The sequence below is a fragment of the Acidicapsa dinghuensis genome (assembly GCF_025685685.1).
Taxonomy (GTDB): domain Bacteria; phylum Acidobacteriota; class Terriglobia; order Terriglobales; family Acidobacteriaceae; genus Acidicapsa; species Acidicapsa dinghuensis.
This window is the reverse complement of sequence record NZ_JAGSYH010000005.1, coordinates 39,339-61,194: the sequence shown is the minus strand read 5'-3', so window position 1 is coordinate 61,194 and position 21,856 is coordinate 39,339. Positions and strand designations below refer to the sequence as shown.

The following is a 21,856-nucleotide window of genomic DNA, read 5'->3' as shown; positions in this document are numbered from 1 at the left end:
TTTTCGAAACGCACATCTATGTATCCGACAATCGATAGGAAGACATCCGTTACAGGCTCAACGCGATTTTTTTCGAAGGTAATCGCGTCCGTTTGCAGCGCAACGTTATTTGCACAGGGTGCGATTTCGGTTATGGCGCAGACCACTCAAAATCCTGTTCCCAACGCACCTTCAACGCAAACCGCGTCTCCAGCGCCAACACCGAACGAATCGACGACTTCGACGGTGAGTGTGCCGTTCGAGTTGTTTTTGAAGCGGTCGATGAACCCGCTCGATTTTTATCGTGGTAAGTCGGTGCCGCCCGTGAACATGGCCAACTCGCCGCGTCTCAATTCCTTCGTCAAAGACGGCAAAATCTATTTGACCCTGCGAGATGCCATCGACTTGGCTCTCGAAGACAACCTCGATATGGTCATCGCGCGCTACAACCTGCCCATCGCGCAGCTCGATGTTCTGCGTGGCGCAGCAGGTGCATATCCGCGCGGCGTCAACACAGGCGTCGTCTCCGGGACACCAGGCGGCGCGAGCACATCTGGTGGTGGTGGAGCGGGTGCGGGCGGTACCTCGCTCGGCGCTGGCGGCGCGGGAGCCGGCAATGGCGGTATTGTGACGTCGACTCTCGGGGGCGGCTCGTCGGTTTCCAACTTCGATCCTTATATCACCGTGCAGACCGACGTTGACCACCTGACGCAGGCGGTCAACAACCAAGTGCTCTACGGTGTTCCCGTCGTTCATGACAATACGGTGGCGGCGAACTTTACCTATAACCAGGCGTTCCCAACCGGCGGTTATATTCAGGCCGTCTGGAACAATAACCGTCAGACTTTCAACAGCCCCAACTATGCCTACAATCCGCAGTTTTTTTCCTTTGGCGAAATCTATGCCTCGCAGCCGCTGCTGGCCGGCTTTGGTTTCGGGCCAAACCTGCGCTATCTGCGCATCGCTCGAACCAATAAGAAAGTCTCTGATATCGCTTTCCGTGCCCAGGTAATCGCAACCGTCACGCAAATCTGCAATATTTACTGGGATCTGGTTGCTGCGTATGACACAGCGCAGGTAAATCAGCGCTCGGTAGACTTCGCCAACGAGACGCTGGACAAGAGCCGCAAACAACTCGAGCTGCAGGCCATTCCGCAGACTGATGTGCTCAAAGCGGAAAGCGACCTGGCTACGCGCAAGCAAGAATTGACGGTAGCTAGCACCACTCTCGAACAGCAAGAGCTGTACATGAAGAACGCCATTACCCGCAGCCTCGACGATCCGGTTCTTGAGGACATGCCGGTAGTTCCGGTTGATCATATTGTTACTGATACGGCAATCCCTTCGGAGTCCATTCCTGACATGATTGCGGACGCGCTCAAGAACCGCCCCGACGTGCAGGAGCAGGAGCTGAACCTGCAGAACAGCGAACTTAGCCGCAAGACGGAGCGCAACAACCTGCTGCCCTCACTCTCCGTCTACGGCTATCTTAGCGGTACCGGATACTCGGGTCCGCTCACTTCTACCGCTCCTGCTGGCACCATAACTTCATCGAATGGCTATGGAGGAGCTGCGCTGAACGCCTTCAATTATTCGTCTCCCGAATACCAGGTTGGCTTCCAGCTTGGCATCCCCCTGCGTAATCGCGTGGCAAAAGCCGACCAGTACCGCACGGAGCTTGAATACCGTCAATCGCAGGTTGGCCTGGAAGAGAAAAAGAAGAGCGTACGTATCGAAGTGCGCAGCGCGCGGTTCGCGCTGGAGCAAGGCACAAGTCGAGTGGATGCTGCACGCGAAGCGCGTGATCTCGCTGCGAAGATGCTGGATATCGCGCAGAAGCAACAACAGCTCGGGTCTGGATCGAATCAACAGACGCTTTCTGCTGAGCATGATCTGGCGGTCGCGGAAAATGCACTCGTGACGGCAGAAACTGATTTCGCTAAAGCTCGGGTTCAGATGCTCTATGTTACGGGGACCACGCTGCAAAACTATGGCATCTCGATCGAGCAGGCGAAGTCGGCTAATGGCGCTTCGGCGCCGATTGCACCGGCGTCTCCGACGGCTCCAAGCCCAACTGGACAGTAAGCAATGCAGACTGACACACTGGCGGTATCCATGAACACCGGTAATCGATCGAACGACGGAGCTGAAAGGCCATTCCGGCTTCTCATCGCCGACGACCAGCCGCAAATTCTCGAGGCTCTGCGGCTGCTGCTGAAGCCCGAAGGCTACAAGCTGGAGATGGTGCGCACTCCGGCGCTGTTACTTGAGGCGTTGATGCACGAGAGCTTTGACGGTGTGCTGATCGATTTAAATTACACACGCGACACTACTTCCGGTCAGGAGGGAATGGAACTTGTAGCTCGTATCAAGGAGATCGATGCACAGCTACCCGTGATCGTAATGACTGCCTGGGGCAATATCGATCTAGCTGTGGAAGCTATGCGGCGTGGCGCAGGCGACTTCATTCAAAAGCCGTGGGAAAATGCTCGATTATTAAGCATCCTTCGCACGCAAATGGAATTACACCGCAGCCAGCGGCGCACGCAATGGCTCGAGGCGGAGAATCGGATACTGCGCGCGCCGGGGGCACCGGACTTTATTGCTTCGGCTGAGTCCATGCGTCAGGTATTGGAGACGATGTCGCGTGTAGGGCCGTCGGATGCGAATGTATTGATTACCGGAGAGCACGGCACGGGTAAGGAAGTAGTAGCGCAAATGTTGCACCGGCTCTCGTCCCGCGCTTCACGCACACTTGTAGCTGTGAACACGGGAGCGCTGCCGGAGGGGACGTTTGAGAGCGAGCTGTTTGGCCACGTAAAGGGCGCATTCACTGACGCGCGCACAGACCGCATCGGACGCTTTGAGTTGGCGAATGGTGGCACGCTATTCCTCGATGAGATTGCGAATATTCCGGTGCGTCAGCAGGCGAAGATTCTGCGCGTGCTGGAAACGGGCGAATTGGAGCGCGTTGGCTCCTCACGCACCATTTCAGTAGACGCGCGCGTGCTCTCAGCAACAAATGCAAATCTTAGGCAAGATGCAGCCGAAGGGCGGTTTCGCGAAGATTTACTGTTTCGCCTGAACACGGTTGAAATTCACCTTCCTCCGCTGCGCGAGAGACGCGAAGACCTGCCGGCGTTGGCTGGTCACTTTCTCGCTCGACATGCGACACGCTACCGAAGACAGATTCAGGGCATCGAGCCCGCAGCTTTGCAAATGATGATGCAATACGCATGGCCGGGTAACGTGCGTGAACTGGATCACACCATCGAACGGGCTGTGTTGATGACTCGTGGAGAGCTAATCGAAGCTGTTGATCTTGGCCTTCACGGACAACGCAGTACAGCAACTGCTGCTTCGATGGACGATATGAGTCTTGAGGCCGTAGAAGCTATCCTGATACGCAAAGCCCTGGCACGGGCTGGCGGTAATGTGAGCCAGGCAGCGGAAGCGCTAGGCCTGAGCCGCGGAGCGCTTTACCGTCGCATTGAGAAATATGGCCTATAGCGAGACGACCGCGTATCACGAGTTTGACGACGATGCGGGAGATTTGCAGCTGCCTGTAGTCAAGCGCAAGCGCATAGCATTAGGGCGCTCGCGCAGACGGTTGAGCTTTGAGCGCGCCTTGCGTCTTTGGCTTTATTTAATGGGACTGCCAGCCTTTGGGTTGATAGCGCTTGAGTTATGGCAGCATCATGTCGATTCATCGATTGTCTGGATAGCTCTGCCTGCCACCGCTTTCTCCTGGATGTTTCTCGTTTCGCTCGTGATGGAGCATGTCATTCGCCCCCTGCAGACGTTGGCGAATGTGGTGGCTGCTTTACGTGAAGACGATTATTCCTTTCGCGCGCGCGGCGCCAGACGTTACGACGCAATGGGCGATCTCGCACTCGAAATCAATGCACTCGCCGGCATGTTGCAGGTGCAGCGTGTTGGTGCCATGGAAGCGATGGCTCTGGTCGAGCGAGTCATGAAATCCATGCAATCTCCAGTCCTGGCGTTTGATCCGGATGGGCGGCTGAAGCTTTTAAATGCGGCTGCTGAGCGGGCATTTAATCTACTGCCTCGTGGCGTGCAGCGTTCGGCCGTTCGCTCAAATAGCAGCAAGCTGGATGTCGAGCGGCTGCTGCGCGCAGAGGATAATGATGTACTTTCCGTGGGCGATCCACAGCACACAGAAAGATGGGTGGTAAAACGCAGTAAGTTCCGATTGCGCGGCATTCCACATACGTTGTTTGTACTCTCCGATGTGAGTGAGGCACTACGTGAGGAAGAACGGTTGGCGTGGAAGCGTCTGATTCGCGTGCTCGGACATGAGATAAACAACTCGTTGACGCCGATCAAGTCAATCGCTGAGAGCTTGCGTGGTCGGTTCAGCGTGAGCCGAGCTCTTTCAGAAGACGATGAGGATTTCGCGCGCGGATTGGAAGTAATTGAAGATCGCGCAGAGTCGTTGAACCGGTTTTTGCAGGCTTATCGCGAGTTGACAGGTTTGCCAACCCCGAATTTAGAGCAAATTTCGTTGGCGGGGGTGATCGGCAGAATTGCAAAGTTAGAGACGCGTCTACCGGTAACGATAAGGAACACGGACGACGTGCTGCTAGATGCCGATCCGGATCAACTCGCTCATGCACTGATTAATCTTGTGCGTAATGCGGCCGAAGCCGCCCTCAGCCCGGATGCGGCATCCATAGCGACTCTCGCCGAAAAAAATGTGGATTCAGCTACGCTACCTGATCCGTGCGTCGAGATTCTATGGGAGACAGGATTTCAAGAAGTAATGATAACGATCCTCGACAATGGTCCCGGTCTAACGAATGCAGACAACCTCTTTGTACCTTTCTATACGACCAAACCTCAAGGAACTGGAATAGGACTTGTGCTCGCGCAGCAGATTGCACTAGGGCATGGCGGTTCAGTACAACTGTTGAACAGAACGGATACTCACGGATGCAAGGCATGCCTTCGGCTGCCGTTGCGCACCACTGCTCGCGAAATTTCTTGACTACGTCTCACGATTCACCTGTGTGCAGGTCAATTTTTATTCCTATATTAGATTTGTTGGAACATCATTGCGTCCTTGACCGTACAACGCACTGGAGGGCTCCGCATGGGCACGGTGCAGCAGGATCTCGCGTACATTATTCGCAGGCTTTCACGTTCAAAGGGATTCGCAGCGGCGGTAATTGTTTCGATCGGCTTAGGGATTGCTGCAAACGCAACCATCTTTTCTATGGTGAGTCGCTTTGTGCTGCGGCCAACGCCGGCCGGTGATCCATCTACACTGCTCGCATTGCACACGCTCCATGATGGAGACCAATGCTGCAACGCTTTCCCTGAGCCAATTTATGAAGATGTGCGGGATCAGGCGAGATCGTTCCGTGGAATAGCTGCCTATTATGAACTTGTGCCTGCTTCAATTAGTGGCAGCGGTGAACCGCTGCGAAGTTGGGGACAAGCTGCGACAGCGAACTTCTTCGACGTGTTGCAATCGTACATGACCTTGGGGCGAGGATTTTTGCCCAAAGAAGAAGATCAGCAGGTGGTCGTTCTTAGTAGAAGGCTCTGGCAAACGCGTTTTGCGGCAGATCCTTCCATCGTAGGACGAAAGATAACCGTGTCTGGACGGCCCTACACGGTAATTGGCGTAGCACCCAAGGGATTTCATGGGCTTGATCTCGTCCTGGATACAGACTTCTGGGTACCGCTAGGGAATGTTCATTCACTCGTTGCAGAGTCGCTTGACGAGCACTCGCGAGAACAGCACTGGCTGCAAGTTGTTGCGAGACTGAACCCTGGTGTAACTCGCGAACAGGCCTCAGTTGAACTAAACACTATCGCTCGTAGGCTGGCGGTTGCATATCCAGCGACGGACAAAGGCAATGGATTCCGGCTTGACCAGGCAGGAGCATTGCCTCCACGAATGAAGACGGTCGTCCTTCTTTTTCTGACCGCTCTATCTGTGGTTGTCATGCTCGTGCTTTGCATTGCATGTGCTAATGTAGCGAACCTGCTGTTGGCACAAACCGTTGGACGGCAGAAAGAGATGGCAGTGCGCCTCGCTCTTGGAGGAACCAGGGGTCGCATTCTAAGGCAGATGGTGTTGGAGTCAGTTGTTCTTTCACTCAGTGGAGGCGTATTGGGTGTTTTGCTTTCGCTTTGGTCTACTCAGTCTTTGTCGGCCTTTCGCATTCCAGCACCCGTGCCTCTCGATATGTCGATTACTGTTGATTGGCGTGTGCTTTTATTTGCATTTGTGCTAAGCGTAGGTGCGGGCTTTCTGTTCAGCGTGATCCCCGCTTGGGCAGCCTCGCGGCCAGCGTTGATGAACGCATTGAAGGGGGAGGATCCCCTCGCGAAACCTGGGCGCAGAATTACTTTGCGTAGTGCGCTGATTGTGGTTCAGATGGCGATGTGCGCCGTGTTGCTGACTGCGACAGGTCTTTTTCTGCGGAGCCTCCAGAATGCTGCAAACATCGATATCGGATTTCGCACACATGGGATGGTCAGTATGCAGCTTGATCCACGCGTAAACGGTTATTCGCCAGAGCGTACGGTTGCATTTCTGCACGAATTGCGTGATCGGATAGCGGGTGAGCCTGGCGTGCAATCAGCCGTGATAACCGACACGCTGCCGCTTAGCGGTGGCGGTCGAAGCGACGGATTCACTGCGGTGGTGAAAACCAAAAATGATACTGGGGCCAATAGGCAACCAGTGAATACCGAGCTTTATATGGCGACGCCGGGATATCTGGAGACAATGGGCATTCCTCGAATTACGGGAAGGGACTTTCGAAATGAATCAGTAACGACTGGACCGAAAGCCGCAATTGTGAATGAGGAATTTGCGAAGCAGGTCTTTGGTTCGGAAAATCCTATCGGACAACTGGTATCTGGAGGAGGCGTTATCTATCAGATTATTGGCGTGGCCGGAAATATCAAGTCACGAACCCTGGGGGAGTCAGCGCGGGCTGTGCTGTTTCGTTCACTGGACCAGACAGTAAGCTACGATCCGGCAACGATGGGGTATACCCTTGTGATCCGATATGCAGGAGATGAAGGCACAACCTTGGCGCAGGCGCGTCAGACTGTGCGAACTCTCGACTCTTCGATAGCTGTGTACAATATCGCAACCATAGAAGAACACATGAATGAAGCATTCTTCCTGCCTCGATTGGCCGCAGCGTTGTTTGGTGTCTTCGGTGCGATCGGTCTGATTCTGGCCTCCGTCGGGTTGTACGGCATGATGAGTTATTCTGTCGGGCGGCGCACACGTGAGATTGGTATCCGCATGGCGCTTGGAGCACAAGCCTTAAAGGTCCAAAGCTTGATTCTGAGGCAGGGCCTCATGCTTGCAATCATTGCTCTTGGCTTGGGCATTCCAGGAGCTATCGCAATCTCTCGGCTTTTCTCCAGCGTTCTGTATGGGATCGGAAATCACGATCCCATTACATTTATCGTGGTCCCGGTATTTTTGCTAATCGTGGCTCTGCTCGCCTGCTGGGTTCCAGCCCGAAAAGCGTCACGCGTCAATCCGCAGGTAGTGTTGCGGAGCGAGTAGCTATCCAAACTGAAAAGTGCTCGCTTACATTACGACAGTCAACAGACAAGGCATGCATTGCTTCTTGCCGGCAGGGCACGTAATGCATTAAATGTTCGATAACGTTTTGGAGCGGGAGACCGGGATCGAACCGGCGACATTCAGCTTGGGAAGCTGACGTTCTGCCACTGAACTACTCCCGCATCAACGGTATTCTACTTCATTTTACCAGCATAATAGGCGCGCGCCAGAAGTTAGCTTTCTGCCCGGCCGGATCGAGAATCGTCACCTGACAGTCATATTTGCCAGGCTCGAGAGTGTGAACATCCAGATTGAACGACATCGACATCGTTCCTAATCGGCTTGCACTTGGAACAATCCGTTCGGGCTCAGTCTCATAAGTCTTCTTGCCATCTTTATAGAGGTTTACAAACGCAAACAACGGCTCTGTGCTCGGCGTGGATGTTTGCCTGTAGGCCTGGAAGTACACATACACGACACGCCCAGTGTTGAATACACGTGTCACGCTTGGAATCATCTTCTTTCCGCCAGCTACAAGCGGATTTACCGCGTCATCCTTCTCTCGCTCTTTTGCTTTGGTTGCGTCGTACAACGTATCGCTCAGCGCCACTTTCTGGCTGCTCAACACCACCGAACTCATTGCTACGCGATCCCGTACGCGGTTGAGATTGGGAATCGTGAACGATGTCTGGTAGGTGCCGATTCTTCCCGTCTCGTCATCGCGCGCCAAAACCTTGATCATATAGCTGCCGGGAAGCAGGGTGAATCCCGCGTCGTATTCGATAGGACGTTTAGTCAGTTCGGTCGCGGTCGCATCAGAGAGCTTGATGTTCACATGATCACGCACATTCGTGACTGTGGTGCCACCCACCGTATCCTTAATCTCGCCCACAAAGTCAATTAACGTGCGCGGCGCTCCTCCGTGCTTGGCCAGTGCCAGCTCCTTTCCAGGAATCTTCACGATCACAGGTACAAAGTATTCGGCACGATTGATCTGGAAGTAGTCGATTTCCATTGAGATGGTTAGATCTGTTATCGGATCTTCCAGCATCAGCGCGTCCTCAAGTTGCCGCTCTTTATCAACCGAATTAAACTTTGCAAATTCCTTATCCGCGTAGTATCCCTCGCGATAACTCAGATCTGCTGCGATCTTGTCTGCTAACGAGATCTTGATACGTCGGAAACGACCATTCTTCTCTGTATTTGTCGTGTAGTAGCCGAGAATGTAATAGTCTTGCGTTGCTCCCTGCGCCTGCACGATCCCCCGCGTCAGGTCGTTATTGTCCAGTAGCACCTTGCCGCCGCTGTCGCCTGCAAGAGCAAACATAGTGTCTTGCGACTGCTGAAAATCGCTTACTGTGGCGCTTGCTGCGTCACCGGTGTAGATGCCGGAATTACCTGCTGACCCGTGGGTTGCATCGCCCAGCGGTGCTGCCGCCACGAGTCCGCGTGCATCAATCGGCCAGAACGAAACGCCCGCTTTGATCGCTGCGTCTACTGTTGCGTGCAGCTGTGCTTGGTTATCAATGCCGTTCAGCCGTAGCCCACTGGCGAAATAGAGCAGCGCCTTCTTTTCGTTCACATGGCCCAGTATGTTCGCTGCCGTTTCGAGCGCAGAGAGTTGACGATTCGTATTGAAGACATTGAACTCGCTATCGTCTTGGCCAAACGCCGCACCGGTATCGGCGCTGCTCGCGTCGTCTACTTCATTGGCCGAGTTCTGCCCCTCACCGACGATCATCGTTTCCAGAATGCTTAGCAGCCGATTCCGATCAGCCGTAAAATCCTGCAAAATGTCCACTGACCCACCCTGGTAGCGCATTAGCGCAATCAGGTCAGCGCTGGTCATTTGTGTACGAATAAACTTCTCCGCCGCGCTGATAGCTCTTAACTGATCTCCCGGCGGCATCGTTGTCATATCGAAATAGAACGCGAGCAATCTGCGGTTTTTGTATCGATTTGTCTCCACCGATTCTGGTGTAATTTGCGATCGCACCAGCCGATTGTAGATCTTGATGTCTTCGTCCGCGGCTTTCATCGCCGGCAGCGGTTTCGATTGTGCGCTCAGATCTTGGTGCTCACAAAAGCGTACTGTCTGCAATGCGCCATCTTCGGTCAGTACAAAATCCTTTGCCGTCAATCCTGGAATGAATTTGCCTTGCTTATCTTTCACCTCCACTGCTTCTACAACAAGTTGCGACTGCATCGCTAGCGTAAAGTTCTTATCCTGCTGCCCCGCAGGCGTATTCGTGCCAATCTCCTGCGCGCCGGCAGCAAAGGCAACAAGAAGCGCAGATGCAATCAATGTGCGCATGGCTAAAACCTGAGGCGCAATACCGTTTGCAGGCTGCGCATTGAGCCGGCGGAAACCGGTAGGCCAAATTGCGTATTGCCGATAGTCGAGTTCCAGCTTGAGAACGCCGGATGATTGAGCGTGTTAGTTGAATCAATGCGGAGATCGAGATACCACTTTTCATGTGGGCGAAACGTGCGCTGCAGCGAGCTGTCCAGAGTCAATTCCCCCGGCCCAGTGATTGAGTTGCGTCCGGCGTCGCCCCATACTCCGGATGCGGGGGCAGAGTACGCACCAGGATTCAGATGTTGACCTGTCGTCCCGCCATAAATCATCTCATTCGTCCGATCAGGCCGGATGAATCCAGAGAAACCGGTCCCTGGAGTTACAGCGGGATATACCGGTGTTTCCGGTTTACCTGCACCCCAGGCCAATGTTGTTGTCAGCGTCCATTCCTTGTAGGCCCGACCCTTCCATCCGCTTAGCAATGTGCCGCCATGCAACCCTTGGCCTGTGGTGTATTGCGCTTGCACGTTCAACAAATGCCGTTGATCAAAACTCGACAATGACCTTTCTGATCGCGGAGACAGCCAGTTCTGCGCAATAGCAGCGGCCGTTGTTCCTGCCGCTCCTGGCGCTTCGCCGGGGCTGCTCGCTACGACGTGCCCCGCCCCTCCTAAGTACGCGTCGTCGTCAATTGACTTCGAGTAGATATACGCAGCCGACGCTCCTAATCCATTCAACAGTCTTCGTCGCAGTTGGATGTGTCCTTCATGCCGCGTAGAATCGCCGCCGGACATCTCATATGCAAATCCTGAAGGACAGCTTGAGCAGGGATTCGTTGCACCGATCGGGTAGCTGTTTGGCAGAATTTCCTGAGGTCCATGCGTTCCTTTTGTGCCAACATAGCTTGCCACTACCTGTAACGCGAACGGCAGATCGCGCTGCATCTCAAGATTCCCTACCTGCGCATAGCCCACGCGAAAATGCGGATCAACCGCAAAGGTGCTGCTCGTGAATGCTGAACAATCCTGAAATCCATTCGCTAATGTCAGTGGGCACATCGCGCTGTTTTCGACATTAAGGCTTTTTGACAGTGGTGCTTGCTGCGACATCTGGTTCACGATGCGCAGATATACCGAAGTGTCGTAGTAGATACCATAACCAGCACGCACAACTACCGATGATGCAGGAAATGGTCGCCATGAAATTCCGATGCGAGGTTCTATGCCTGTACGATCTGGTCGCATCAGCGAAGACGGATAGTGCGTGCCCGTGATCGGTCCGATCGGATTGCTGCCCAACACAGGCTCTGCTTCGCTGAAATTGTTGGCTATATCCAGGTTTACGAGACGCTCGAAAAGCTCCGTCATCGGAGCTCCATACTCCCAACGTACGCCTGCGTTCACCGTAAGAGCTGAGTTCACGCGGAAATCATCAGTGAAATAGGCGTCATACACAGGCTCGCGAAAGTATTTGTCAGAGTTGCCGTAGGCAATGGTGCTCGCATCGGGAACGCCAACCAGAAAGTCTGCAACGTCTGATCCTGTTGCTGCTCCCGTAAATGTAAATGAGCCGCGCGGATTCTGCTGCGCGAGATAGTTGTATTCTTGCCTGCGAGAATCTCCGCCCGCTGAAATATTGTGCGGCCCGCGATAGTAATTCATCGCAACAGAAATAGCATCTGTGCGGTCGCGATTGAATGCGCTATTTCCGTCGCTCATGCCCGCAATCCCGCTCACAAAGTTCAGAGCAGGCGGTCCCCAGTTCGTTGAGTCCTGATCGTTGCCTGTAATGCCTGCCTCACCGGAGATGTTCACGCGGCCATCAAATTGAGGCACAATATGTGTTCGTAGGCGGCTGAAGTTAAAGCTGGCATTCAAAAAGAAGTGTGGATTGATCCGGTGAAGCCAGTGCACATTCGTATTCATGCCTAACACATTGGTCGTGTCGACAAACCCCAATAGATTCATGCTTTCGGCTCGAGTACTTTCAAGATTGAATCCTCCGTAAAAGTGATCGCGATGACCAATCGACTTCTCAAGCCGAAGCTGCACCGTGTCCTGATGTGTCGCGTTCAATACCGCCGTCTGATAGTTGTATGCACTAGCGTCAGAGATATTGGGCTCGGGATATAACGCCAGCAGCGCAGCCGCTTCGGAACTGACCGGAACCAGGTTGTTTGCATAAGGCTCTCCGGTCACGGGATCCTTCACTGATACTGGCAGGCTCGACAGATCGCCATTGCGTTCTGCCAGGGTCGGTACGAGACCAGTATTGATGGCTGCATTACTCACGCGCGTCCATGTATATGCCGCAAACAGATTTGGCCCTTTGGGCATTAGATGTGGAATATTTAACGGCCCACCGAATTGAGCGGAATTCGTCACATGCGTGTAATCGTTCTTCGGCGCCTCCACGCCGCTTACCGAATACGGCCGTGCGTCTGTGCTTGAGTTATCGATAAATGTTGCTAAACCAAAGTTGTAGAGTGAGCGCCTGTTCCCGTGTGCATTACCAAACGCCGGATCGATCGTGAACGGAGATGTAGCTGAGTTGTTCTGGCTTCCATTCACCAGAAATCCGTCCTGACTCTGCTCCTCCGGCTCCTGCACCTTCGGAATCTCCACTTCGTCGCTTGGTTGCTTCTTCGTATCCTTGGTCTGTTTCACTGTGGCGCTGGCAGTTTCTTCTATATCCGGCGCGAGTGCAGGCCGCGAATGCGCCGTCAGTTGTGCGGTTGTCTCAAGCACCAATGGCCAGCTTACGCTCTTTATATGTGGCCCTATCGTCACCGTTGCATGGATAGTTTCGAAACCTTGTAGATCGATCTCGATCATCCACTCGCCATCAGCCACATCATCAAATTGAAATACCCCTCCTATACCCGTTACAGTTGCGAGCTTTTGCGAGCCATGAGTCATCGTTACTGTTGCGCCCGGAACAGCAAGGCCTTGGAATGTGACTCTCCCTGCATAAGGTGCAGCCGCCGCCATCATCGCGCAACTGAATAAGCACAGGCTCACCATCAGACATCTGACCGCATGCCAACAACGCATCCGCAGTCTCCGGGAATCGTTAACGTATGTTCTGAAGTGGCGTAGACCGAAGCCACGACCTTTAAGTGAATTTTTCCTCAAGAGAAATCACCTGCTTACACTTTCGGAAAGTCCACACTAATTTGAAAAATGCCTTAATTCGGCGATGGCTGATTGATCTGATCCACGACGATCACATCCACCAGTTCCTTCTTCGATTCGAGCTTCAGCCCAAGCTGTTCCTGAAGTGCTGCAACGAGCGAGGGGCCTGTAGGACGCGTCGTTGCGCCACCGCCTGGTTCAGATCCTTCTCCTGGTCCGTGCGGCATCATCGGCATACCCTGTTCAGGAACCCATGTCATCTTGTAGTCATACTTTCCTGTCAGGCCGGTCTTGTCGATCACAGTCGCACCTAACTGGAGCGAGAGTGCATGTGCAAGGTTCTCGATCGGCGCATCGTCACCTTCCATCGTCATGCCTTCGGATGACATGCGCATCATCTGTTTAGCATGGTTCTTGTCATCGCCCGCCTCAGGCGGCGACTCCTTCAGCTTAGGACCGCCCTTCCCGGCCACCAGTGTATACACCTGCAGTTCCTTCGTCTCGTGGTGATACTTCAGGCCAAACCGGTCCTGCAGAAGAGACAGCATCATTGCCCAGCGATCTTCCATTTTGATCTTGTCCAGTGCGGATACATCCGCTGCACTCACCTTTGCTTCAATGTCGTATCGAGCTGTCTTGGTCCATCCCAGTGTACCTAGTACGCGATCCTGCGATATACCAAATGCCGCACGAATAAGTTCGTTGAGCGGCATGCCTGATACCTTCACGCCATCCGGAGTGAATTGAACACCAATCATCATTCCGCTCGCCGGGTCGTCCTTATGCGGCTTGATCGAAGCCACATCGAACTCTGGTAGCTTCTTTTCCGTGTTAGCCTGCGACGTCGCTGTATTCTCTTGCGCTTGGCCAAAGATGCCGAGCGTAACCGGAGCGCTCACGCAAAGGATTGCCACTACGGCGAGCGCAATCCGTCGCTGCAGGCTTATTCGGCATTCAACTGGATTCGACAGAATACGAATGACTCGTGTCTTTAGATCCGCGCCGGTGATTCCCGAGATGCATGTCATAGGAGATTCCGCACAGAACCGGCACGCCTTAAGCAAACTCATCGCATAAACCTCCGGTCTGCTCGTTTGCTCCACGGCAGCCTCATCGCATGCTCGTTCCCGCTCCTCCAGCATGTGCGACTCAATCCACCAAACCATGGGGTGAAACCAGAACACAGCTTCCACCACCATGTGGATAGCCGCTATCAGATTGTCCTGCCGGCGCACGTGCATGAGTTCGTGCGCAAGAATGGCATCCAGATTTTCAGTTGTCAGTTGTTCAGTCAGGCGCTCCGGCCAAAGCAGCGCGGGACGAAAGATCCCAAAGATACCGGGCTCTGTCATTTCTTTCGATCGGAGAAGGACGACCTTGCGGCGCAGTCCCATTTGGAGCTCAAGCGTCCTAAGTGCTTCTACTTCAGTTCCTTGCTCTGATGGAAAAGCCATTCTTTGTAAACGTGAGACCTTCTTCCACCGCATAACCCAGATCGACACAATTACCATCGCGCCGAGCATCCAGGCCAACGCCGCCGCCGGAATAAGCCAGTCAGAGTAGGTCCTTTGTGAAGTCGAATTTTCTGTATAGAAAGTTCGCTCCTCGCTCGAAAAGGGTTGCTCTAAGATGTGCGCCGTTGTCGACAATGAAGTTCCCTGAGGCACAAGTGTGGGCTGCAGCTTGAGTGAATGAGCACCGAGTCCAATCAACACAGAGAGAGGGATTAAAAATTTCAGCGACGCCGCAAACCAAAGGAGATGGCGTGTCCGGGCGCGATCCTTCCTAAGAAGCATCGTCAGAAGCCAGACCAGAACTACGAAGCCGGTTGATTGCCACAAGTGATTAGCTAATGCAGGACCGATCCGCGTACCGATTATGGTGAGGACTCCGCTCATTCTTCTTTACCTCCAAGGTTTGCTTTCTTGAGGGCCTGCTCGGCAAATTCGATATCTTCCAATGTCAGCTTGCCTGCGCCGATCAGATGGGCCATCACCGGTCTCGATTCGCCACCAAAGATCGCCAGTAGATCGTTTACCCACCTGCGTTGTGCGGACTTGCGTGTTAATGTCGCTGCGAACAAATGAAAATTACCGACCTTGCGTACGCGGCGCAACACCTTCTTCTCCTCAAGCCGATAGACCATCTTCTGTACAGTCGTATAGCCAGGACGTTTTCTGCCTTGAAGCGACTCCTGTATCTCTCGAATAGAGGCCTCGCCCTTGGCCCAAAGGGCCTCCATGATCTCCATTTCAAATTTCGTTAATCGAACTGCTGCCATATTCGCAGACTCCTGTCATAGGAACTATGACAAGTGTCATAGAAATTGTCAAACCTTTTGATGAAACTCCTTAGGGGGTGACTTCATCGGCAGCCGCTGATGGGTCCGGTCACGAGACGGAGGCTTTCGTTCTGCTCTGAGAGTGTTGAGCAGGATGAAATTAGAACGCCCCACAACGTTGGTTTGGCGATGCAACGATCACCTTGTCGACGATCAACACGTGCAAACGAAACGTGGCATCTTGTAGGTGCCAACAGGTAGCCGCAATTTCACCAGGTCGGTCGATCCACTCCGGTGTCAGTACGACAAATTATTCCTTTTGTTGGGGAATGAGCAGCGAAAACCAGGTTTACGATCACATCGATCGGTTGGCAATTAGCGAACTCCGCTAGTGACAACGGCGTTAACTCCAAAGCGAAGCTGTTGTAGATATCTCAAGTTTCAGGTCTGCTTTTAGGAATGATGATTTCTCGTCTTCCGAAGAGGCATGCGTCGATAGAGAATGCTCCGGGACCGAGCAATACCAGTGCAACGGAGAGGACCGTTAGATACAGCAGCGCGAATTCATCCGCATGCAGCGTAGCATCCTGTGCAGATAATAATGGCAAACCAATACACAGTGTACGAATTGCAGCCACCGCTGCCGCGATGGGTGTCAGAAAGCCGGTAACCAGGATTATTCCGACCAGCAGTTCCAAAAGGCCAGGTGTCCAACGGGCCGAGCCTAAGTCAATAGTGAGCCGCATTATGTGGTAGCCATCAGCCAATCCACTCACGCCGACTGTAAGCCGCAGAAGCAACAGGCCAATACCCGGACCGCCATGCGGGAATGATGGGAAAAGCAGTTGCAGCCGCTACCTCCCTGGCATGCTTCAGCATTCACAGAAAGTCTAGGCTGCGGGCTAGCTGCCGGTAATCCCTCGAAAGGGTTGATTTTCTATCTTGCAAAATCGCTTTTCCACGAATGCACTAACTATCAGAGATGAATCATGCCTCTGCGCAAACCGATTGCAACGGCTTCCGTGCGATCGCTGGCTCCGAGTTTCTCCATGATGTTGCGAACGTGCCCTTTGACGGTTTCTTCTGAAATGTAGAGTAAAGAAGCAATATCGGAATTGCGGTTACCGCCAGCGATCTTCTGCAGAACTTCGAGTTCGCGTTTGCTCAGTGATTCTTCGCCCACATGTTCGGCCAGCAGTGCAGCAACTTCGGAAGGAATATGCTTCTTCCCGGCGTGAACTCTTCGTATTGTTTCCAACATTTGTTTACGCGGCATGCTTTTCAGCATGTATCCCTGTGCTCCTGCTCGAAGCGCGCGTTCTATCTCCGCATCTCCTTCAAACGTAGTCAGCATGATGACTCGCGCGTCAGAATTGACAGCACGAATTTCGATTAACGAATCGATGCCGGAGATGTCGGGAAGTCGAAGATCCATCAGCGTCACATCGGGTCGATATTCGCGAAAACGCTGAATTGCTTCTCGCCCTGTCGAGGCCTCGGCAATCAATTCCATATCCGGTTCATTGGCAATGACAGCTGCAATACCTTCGCGAATGAGCGGATGGTCATCGACGCTGAGTATGCGAATTCGAACATCGTCAGTCATGGCTATCCTCCCGACTGTTTGTTTGCCTCTCTTTATATCTCTTCGGCTGAAGGCTATTCATAATCCAGTGAACGCTTCGACGCGTAGAGCCATCGGCGAAAGCGATGGCCCCGGGAACAGTCAACTCTACTTCGGTGCCGGCCCCAACACGGCTCCGAAGCGTCACAGTAGCGCCGATTGCCTCGGAGCGCTCGCGGATGCCGATCAGCCCCCAGTGCCCTTTGCGTCCTGATTCAAGTATCTTTGGGTCCATGCCGCGTCCATCGTCGCGTATCAAGAGCCGAAGAGACTTTCTCAGGTATTCTACGTCGACTTCAATGAAGGTAGCGCCGGAATGTAAGACCGCATTGACGACAGCCTCGCGACCTATATGCCAGACGCCATCGCGTACGATGGGATGCAGCGGCCGTGAGTCTCCTCGTACAAGGACACGGTAGAAAATGTTCTCATCAATAGGGAAATCGTGCTTCAGTTGCGAGAGGGCTTGTTCAAGCAGAGGCGCGGCAATGCCATCGTTTCTCAGGCCGCTGAGTGCGCGTCTGCCTTCATCGATGACTTGCCTCATAAGCTGCAGAACACGATGCAGCCGCGATCTGGCTGGAGAGTTTTCAGGTAAACGATCTTCGACCAAATCAAGCTGCATGGAAGCGCTGAGGACACCTTGGAGCAGGGTGTCATGCAAATCCTGCGCGATGCGGGTGCGCTCTGCAAGACGCTCCTGAAAGCGCATGTTGAGTTGCCGTGTGAGATGGGTTACACGTAGTTTGTACAAGGTAGCGATTACCAGCAGGATCGCAATCAAACAACCGACGCGAAACCACCATGTTTGCCATGCCTCAGGAGAGATCTGAAAGGATACGTCTGCCTCTGGGCCATTCCAGAGTTCATTTACGCTGGATGCGACCACTCGAAACCTGTATTTCCCCGGTTCAAGATTACTGAATACCACTTGCCGCGAATCGATAATACGGCTCCAACCTTGTCCGGAGCCGTCGAGCGTGTAACGATAGCGAACCCTGTCAAGATCCGAAAGATTTGTGGAGGCATAATTGAAAATAATAGTCCGCGTTCCCGGAGCGATCTTGAGAGAACCATGTAGATTGATCGCGTCTGAGCCGGCCAGCATGGAGTCAATGCGTACTGATCCCGGAATAGCATTGCGCAGATTGCGTATGGGATCAGCAACTGCCAGTCCTCGACTGAGCGAAACCCAAATACGGCCAAGGCCATCGGAAACAAGAGAACGATCGCGTCGAACGCCTTCGATGTCGCGTAGGCCATCTTTAGGTCCAAAACTTTCAACATCGGAATCGTCAAGTGAGCCGCTTAAGAGCTTGTCGCGATTTACCTCGAGAATATGATCGGATGTTGAAAACCAAAGATTCCCTAATCCATCCTGCGCGATGCCAAAGATTGGCTCATTGAGTAAAGCAGGTGAATTATACAGTGTGTGAAATTTCCCCTGTATCTCATAAGCAACGCCCGCCGCAGTTGCAATCCAGAGCACACCATGTCCATCCCCAAATAGAGAGAAAACATTCAAAGACGGAAGTCCATCTGACGTTGTATATCGATGCCACTTGCCATTGGAGAACGAACCCAGGCCATTCGGAGTGGCAAACCATATTGTGCCGGCCTGAGATTCGACAATGGAATTCACCGAATTGGAAGGCATGCCTTGTGCAGTTGTGTAGCGTATGAACGTCCCGTTTTTCCATAGGGATACACCGGCGTTCAAGCTTCCAGCCCACACCGAGCCATCCGGATTACATCGGACAGAAAAGATGCTGTTTTGTGCGAGTCCCTGGGTTGTCGTGTAATTGTGGATTGAAAAGGAAGGCGTTTTCAAAGACTTGCTGGACTCTTTCAGCAGCGTCAACCCGCCGGTCTGACGACCAAGCCATATCTCTCCTTTTCGGCCATCGATCGAATAAATTACGTCACCGTCAAGATCCGTATTCGCTAAGTGATGCAACGTCCCATCCTGGAGCCAATCGAGGCCGCCTGAGATTGGTGCAAACCATGTCCGTCCCACGTTGTCCACGTAAACGGGACCGTTGTTGTCCGAGGGTACACCCTCGGCAGTGGAGAATGTTCTGAAGAGACCTTCGTGAAACCGCTCTATACCTCGAGCAATGCCAAGCCATATGCCGCCATCGTGATCCTGATACAAAGCGCGTACAGGACCGTCGGGATTAGAAATAGTGCGTACTTGAATTGCCTCGTCATAATTTTCCAAACGCCACAGTCCATGAGTTGTCCCTACCCAGACGTCTCCGTCAGAGTCTCTCATCATGCTCAGCACTTGTAGCGTGCCCTTTGTCCAGCGAGTCGAGAGGGAAGTCAACACTCCATCATTCCAGCGCAGCAACCCATCGTCGGTGCCGATCAGTATCGATCCCCCTTCGGCTGGAAGCAGCGACACGATAGCCGTGTCGGTAAACGGAGAAATCAGAGAGTAGTGGCCGTTGTCGCTCCGGTACAGTCCGTCATCTTGGGTTCCCATCCAAAGCGAACCGTCTCTGGTTTGTGCCAGCGATATGATTGTGCCCGGAATCCTGTCCGCATCTATTAACGTTTGCAGTGCGTAATTATGATGTTGCAACACCATGTTATCCGGCCCCGAGAAGAGAAGGTCTCCCGTTTGATTGCGCGCAAGGGCAATTACAGTTGATTCCTGTAATTGCAATGAAGAGGTAGCTTCTTCAAAGTGGCCGTTATGGTAGAGAACAAGACCTAACCCCTCTGATTGGATCCAGAGAGTTCCATTTGCGTCGTTTATCAACGCCCGGACAGATCCAATCGGTGGAAGATCAGGTATTGGCCGTTGAATCAGGGCAAAGGTATATCCATCAAATCGAACAAGTCCTCGTTCAGTTCCAATCCAGAGATAACCATCGCTGGATTGACAGATGGTATTGACTGCTCCTCCGAGAAACCCTTTTTCTGAATTCCAATCGTCATGAACGTATTGCGATATCTTTGGGTTGCTGCATCTGCCCACCATAGATCCAAGGCATACAAACGCCAGCACAACGAAGGCCACGAGGTTGCTCATTCGTAGATATGGAGAACGGCTATTACGGTAAATATTCAAATTTCTCAATGACAACCTCGACTGGGCCTTGCAGGTGACTTTGAGAGTGATGGAAATCATATAAATCAATGTGTGCCGTTTGCGCTGCCGCGGCAGGCACGCCTGATGTGAAGACATGCTGGGCGAATGGCTTTGAGTCAGGGTGTATCATCCGGCCACGAACGGAAGCGAAAGATACCTTGCCCGGCTGCCATCGAAACGAATGCGTTACCAAGCCGTCAGGAGTTGAAAATCGCGCGACGTTTTCAGTAATGTAGTACGGCTGCACAAGATATTGCGAATTCTTGGAATTCGGCTTGCTCCATTGGCTTAGCTCAACATCGAGCTCATTCTCGACGATGGAACTCCTGGTTTCATCCGTGGTGAACAAGCCAACGACTGCAGAAGGAGGTAGATGAGAATTGTCTTCCAATACAAATCGGTATGAGCCATAGCCAAGACTATGGTTGAGGTTGACTTCAGCGCAAGTCCAATGGCCATCTTCCATCGTCATGCGTAGGTGCAAATACCCCTTGGAATCGGTCCATACATTTTTAGCAGAGTATGCATTCGTTTCGCCGCCGCGACTGCTGCTTGCTGCGCGTACGATCCAATCGTATCCGCTGAAGTGAATCAGTTTTTCCGATGCGGGCATTCCTATCGTTCCTTTGCTGACCATGACACCGGACACGCCTTTACCTAAAGGAGGAAGGGTATCTAATTTTGCGCCGGGGTGATAGTTGGGGGCTACTAGGAGTGCTGCATACTCCGTGCCAAGATGCGTGGAGTTTTTCCATGTACCATCGGGTTGTATTTTCGTGAAGGGTTGATCCGTGGTCGGCTGAATCCACCAGGCGCCCGCATGTGCATAGAGCACAATTTGTTGATCGGGTGCAGCGTTTTCTACGCGCCCTTCGATGAGGTCAAGCAAGTCAGGCCCTCCAGGATTCGCTTGAGGAACACGGGTAAATTCGATCGCTGGCGACTTTTGAAATGAAGATTTGCAAGAGGCGCAGCAGACGAGAAGAGTCAATAGCAGCAACCGGAAATATGGCAGGGAGATGTAAGAGGCTTTCATTGGTAACGAGATTGCTGCCGAATCATGTCGTTCTCCGAGAAAATGGTCCGGTAGATGAAGTTAGGTGGTGTTGAAAATTGCAACTGCTGCCATGAAGTCAACGAACTTTGTGCAGCAGAACTCTGTCGGGCTCAAGAAAAGACCACTCTATCGAATGGATTGGCCTTTATTGTTCCGATACCGGCCTGATCAGCAGGGTATATGCCTGCCGGGGAATCATCCCGCAACATACTGCGTGGCCAGATGATAGCAGACGAGACCATGTCAGGATTTCGATCCAAAAGGGTTGGAAGGGAGTGCCGGAGCTTACCAGGAAACCGTTCACCGGAGACCATTCAATTGATGACAGAGCTTAGAGCGCTTGTAGGAGCAAATTTTCGGAGCATGCGTCGACAGAATATCTTCTTGTGAAAGCGCATGAGGAAGAGCGAAGCTTCCATTTGCGCACTAAGCCTGCCCCTCTGAAGGATTCGCTTGCCCAACCGTAAATCCGCGCCCGTATACGTGAAGAAGCCACAATCCTTGTGCGGGATTGATGACCGGCCGGCTATCTAACGCTGTCCCCGAGTCGATGCAACGGCTCCTATCCACTTTTGCTCACTCCACTAACCAGAGGTACAACACGCATAAGTAGGCCCGCATCCCATGATCAGTTTGTTAATGAGATAGGAGAGCCAACTATGCTTTGGACTATTTTCGTGATACTGCTCGTGCTGTGGTTAGTCGGATTTATTGGTTTTCACGTGCTCGGAGCTTACATTCACATCTTGCTTCTGATAGCGCTGGTAGTACTCATCCTGCAGCTCGTAGGTGGTCGTCGTCCCATTGTCTAGCTCACA

General features: G+C 52.9%; 13 protein-coding genes and 1 tRNA gene. 5 read left to right on the top strand and 9 right to left on the bottom strand.

What is annotated here, in order from left to right:
* The first annotated feature begins 132 nt into the window (after positions 1 to 132).
* From OHL22_RS15165 to OHL22_RS15150, 4 genes are all read left to right on the top strand, one after another.
* Positions 133 to 2,064, top strand: a complete 1,932-nt coding sequence (locus tag OHL22_RS15165) for a TolC family protein (protein ID WP_263339046.1) — start codon at positions 133 to 135, stop codon at positions 2,062 to 2,064.
* Positions 2,065 to 2,067: 3 nt separating this feature from the next.
* Positions 2,068 to 3,489: a sigma-54-dependent transcriptional regulator gene (locus tag OHL22_RS15160; RefSeq protein ID WP_377819505.1), complete on the top strand. Its 1,422-nt coding sequence runs from the start codon at positions 2,068 to 2,070 to the stop codon at positions 3,487 to 3,489.
* Positions 3,479 to 4,987 (top strand): sensor histidine kinase, encoded by a 1,509-nt coding sequence (locus tag OHL22_RS15155; protein ID WP_263339043.1) that lies wholly within the window; start codon positions 3,479 to 3,481, stop codon positions 4,985 to 4,987. The genes OHL22_RS15160 and OHL22_RS15155 overlap by 11 nt, the downstream gene beginning before the upstream one ends.
* A 105-nt stretch (positions 4,988 to 5,092) precedes the next feature.
* Positions 5,093 to 7,543 (top strand): ABC transporter permease, encoded by a 2,451-nt coding sequence (locus tag OHL22_RS15150; protein WP_263339041.1) that lies wholly within the window; start codon positions 5,093 to 5,095, stop codon positions 7,541 to 7,543.
* 107 nt (positions 7,544 to 7,650) lie between these two features.
* Here OHL22_RS15150 and OHL22_RS15145 read toward each other — a convergent pair.
* The 9 genes from OHL22_RS15145 to OHL22_RS15105 form a co-directional block, all read right to left on the bottom strand.
* Positions 7,651 to 7,725 (bottom strand) — tRNA-Gly (locus OHL22_RS15145).
* Positions 7,726 to 7,742: 17 nt separating this feature from the next.
* Positions 7,743 to 9,857, bottom strand: coding sequence for a VWA domain-containing protein (locus OHL22_RS15140; RefSeq protein ID WP_263339039.1), 2,115 nt, complete (start codon positions 9,855 to 9,857; stop codon positions 7,743 to 7,745).
* A 2-nt stretch (positions 9,858 to 9,859) separates the two neighbouring features.
* Positions 9,860 to 12,760 (bottom strand): TonB-dependent receptor, encoded by a 2,901-nt coding sequence (locus OHL22_RS15135; RefSeq protein ID WP_263339037.1) that lies wholly within the window; start codon positions 12,758 to 12,760, stop codon positions 9,860 to 9,862.
* Between the two features lie 269 nt (positions 12,761 to 13,029).
* The gene (locus tag OHL22_RS15130) at positions 13,030 to 14,874 is read right to left on the bottom strand and encodes a M56 family metallopeptidase (protein ID WP_263339035.1); all 1,845 of its coding nucleotides are present in this window, start codon (positions 14,872 to 14,874) and stop codon (positions 13,030 to 13,032) included.
* Positions 14,871 to 15,257 carry a BlaI/MecI/CopY family transcriptional regulator gene (locus OHL22_RS15125; protein WP_263339032.1) on the bottom strand — a complete coding sequence of 129 codons (387 nt, stop codon included), beginning with the start codon at positions 15,255 to 15,257 and terminating at the stop codon, positions 14,871 to 14,873. Before OHL22_RS15125 ends, OHL22_RS15130 begins: the two co-directional genes overlap by 4 nt.
* A gap of 434 nt (positions 15,258 to 15,691) precedes the next feature.
* Positions 15,692 to 15,955: a TQO small subunit DoxD gene (locus tag OHL22_RS15120; protein ID WP_263339029.1), complete on the bottom strand. Its 264-nt coding sequence runs from the start codon at positions 15,953 to 15,955 to the stop codon at positions 15,692 to 15,694.
* A gap of 278 nt (positions 15,956 to 16,233) precedes the next feature.
* Positions 16,234 to 16,863 carry a response regulator gene (locus OHL22_RS15115; protein WP_263339026.1) on the bottom strand — a complete coding sequence of 210 codons (630 nt, stop codon included), beginning with the start codon at positions 16,861 to 16,863 and terminating at the stop codon, positions 16,234 to 16,236.
* Positions 16,856 to 19,921, bottom strand: coding sequence for a sensor histidine kinase (locus OHL22_RS15110; RefSeq protein WP_377819500.1), 3,066 nt, complete (start codon positions 19,919 to 19,921; stop codon positions 16,856 to 16,858). Before OHL22_RS15110 ends, OHL22_RS15115 begins: the two co-directional genes overlap by 8 nt.
* A gap of 22 nt (positions 19,922 to 19,943) precedes the next feature.
* Positions 19,944 to 21,017, bottom strand: coding sequence for a glycoside hydrolase family 16 protein (locus tag OHL22_RS15105; protein WP_263339022.1), 1,074 nt, complete (start codon positions 21,015 to 21,017; stop codon positions 19,944 to 19,946).
* Positions 21,018 to 21,697: 680 nt separating this feature from the next.
* Between OHL22_RS15105 and OHL22_RS15100 the strand changes: the two genes are divergently transcribed.
* Positions 21,698 to 21,850 carry a lmo0937 family membrane protein gene (locus OHL22_RS15100; RefSeq protein ID WP_263339020.1) on the top strand — a complete coding sequence of 51 codons (153 nt, stop codon included), beginning with the start codon at positions 21,698 to 21,700 and terminating at the stop codon, positions 21,848 to 21,850.
* Positions 21,851 to 21,856: the final 6 nt, after the last annotated feature.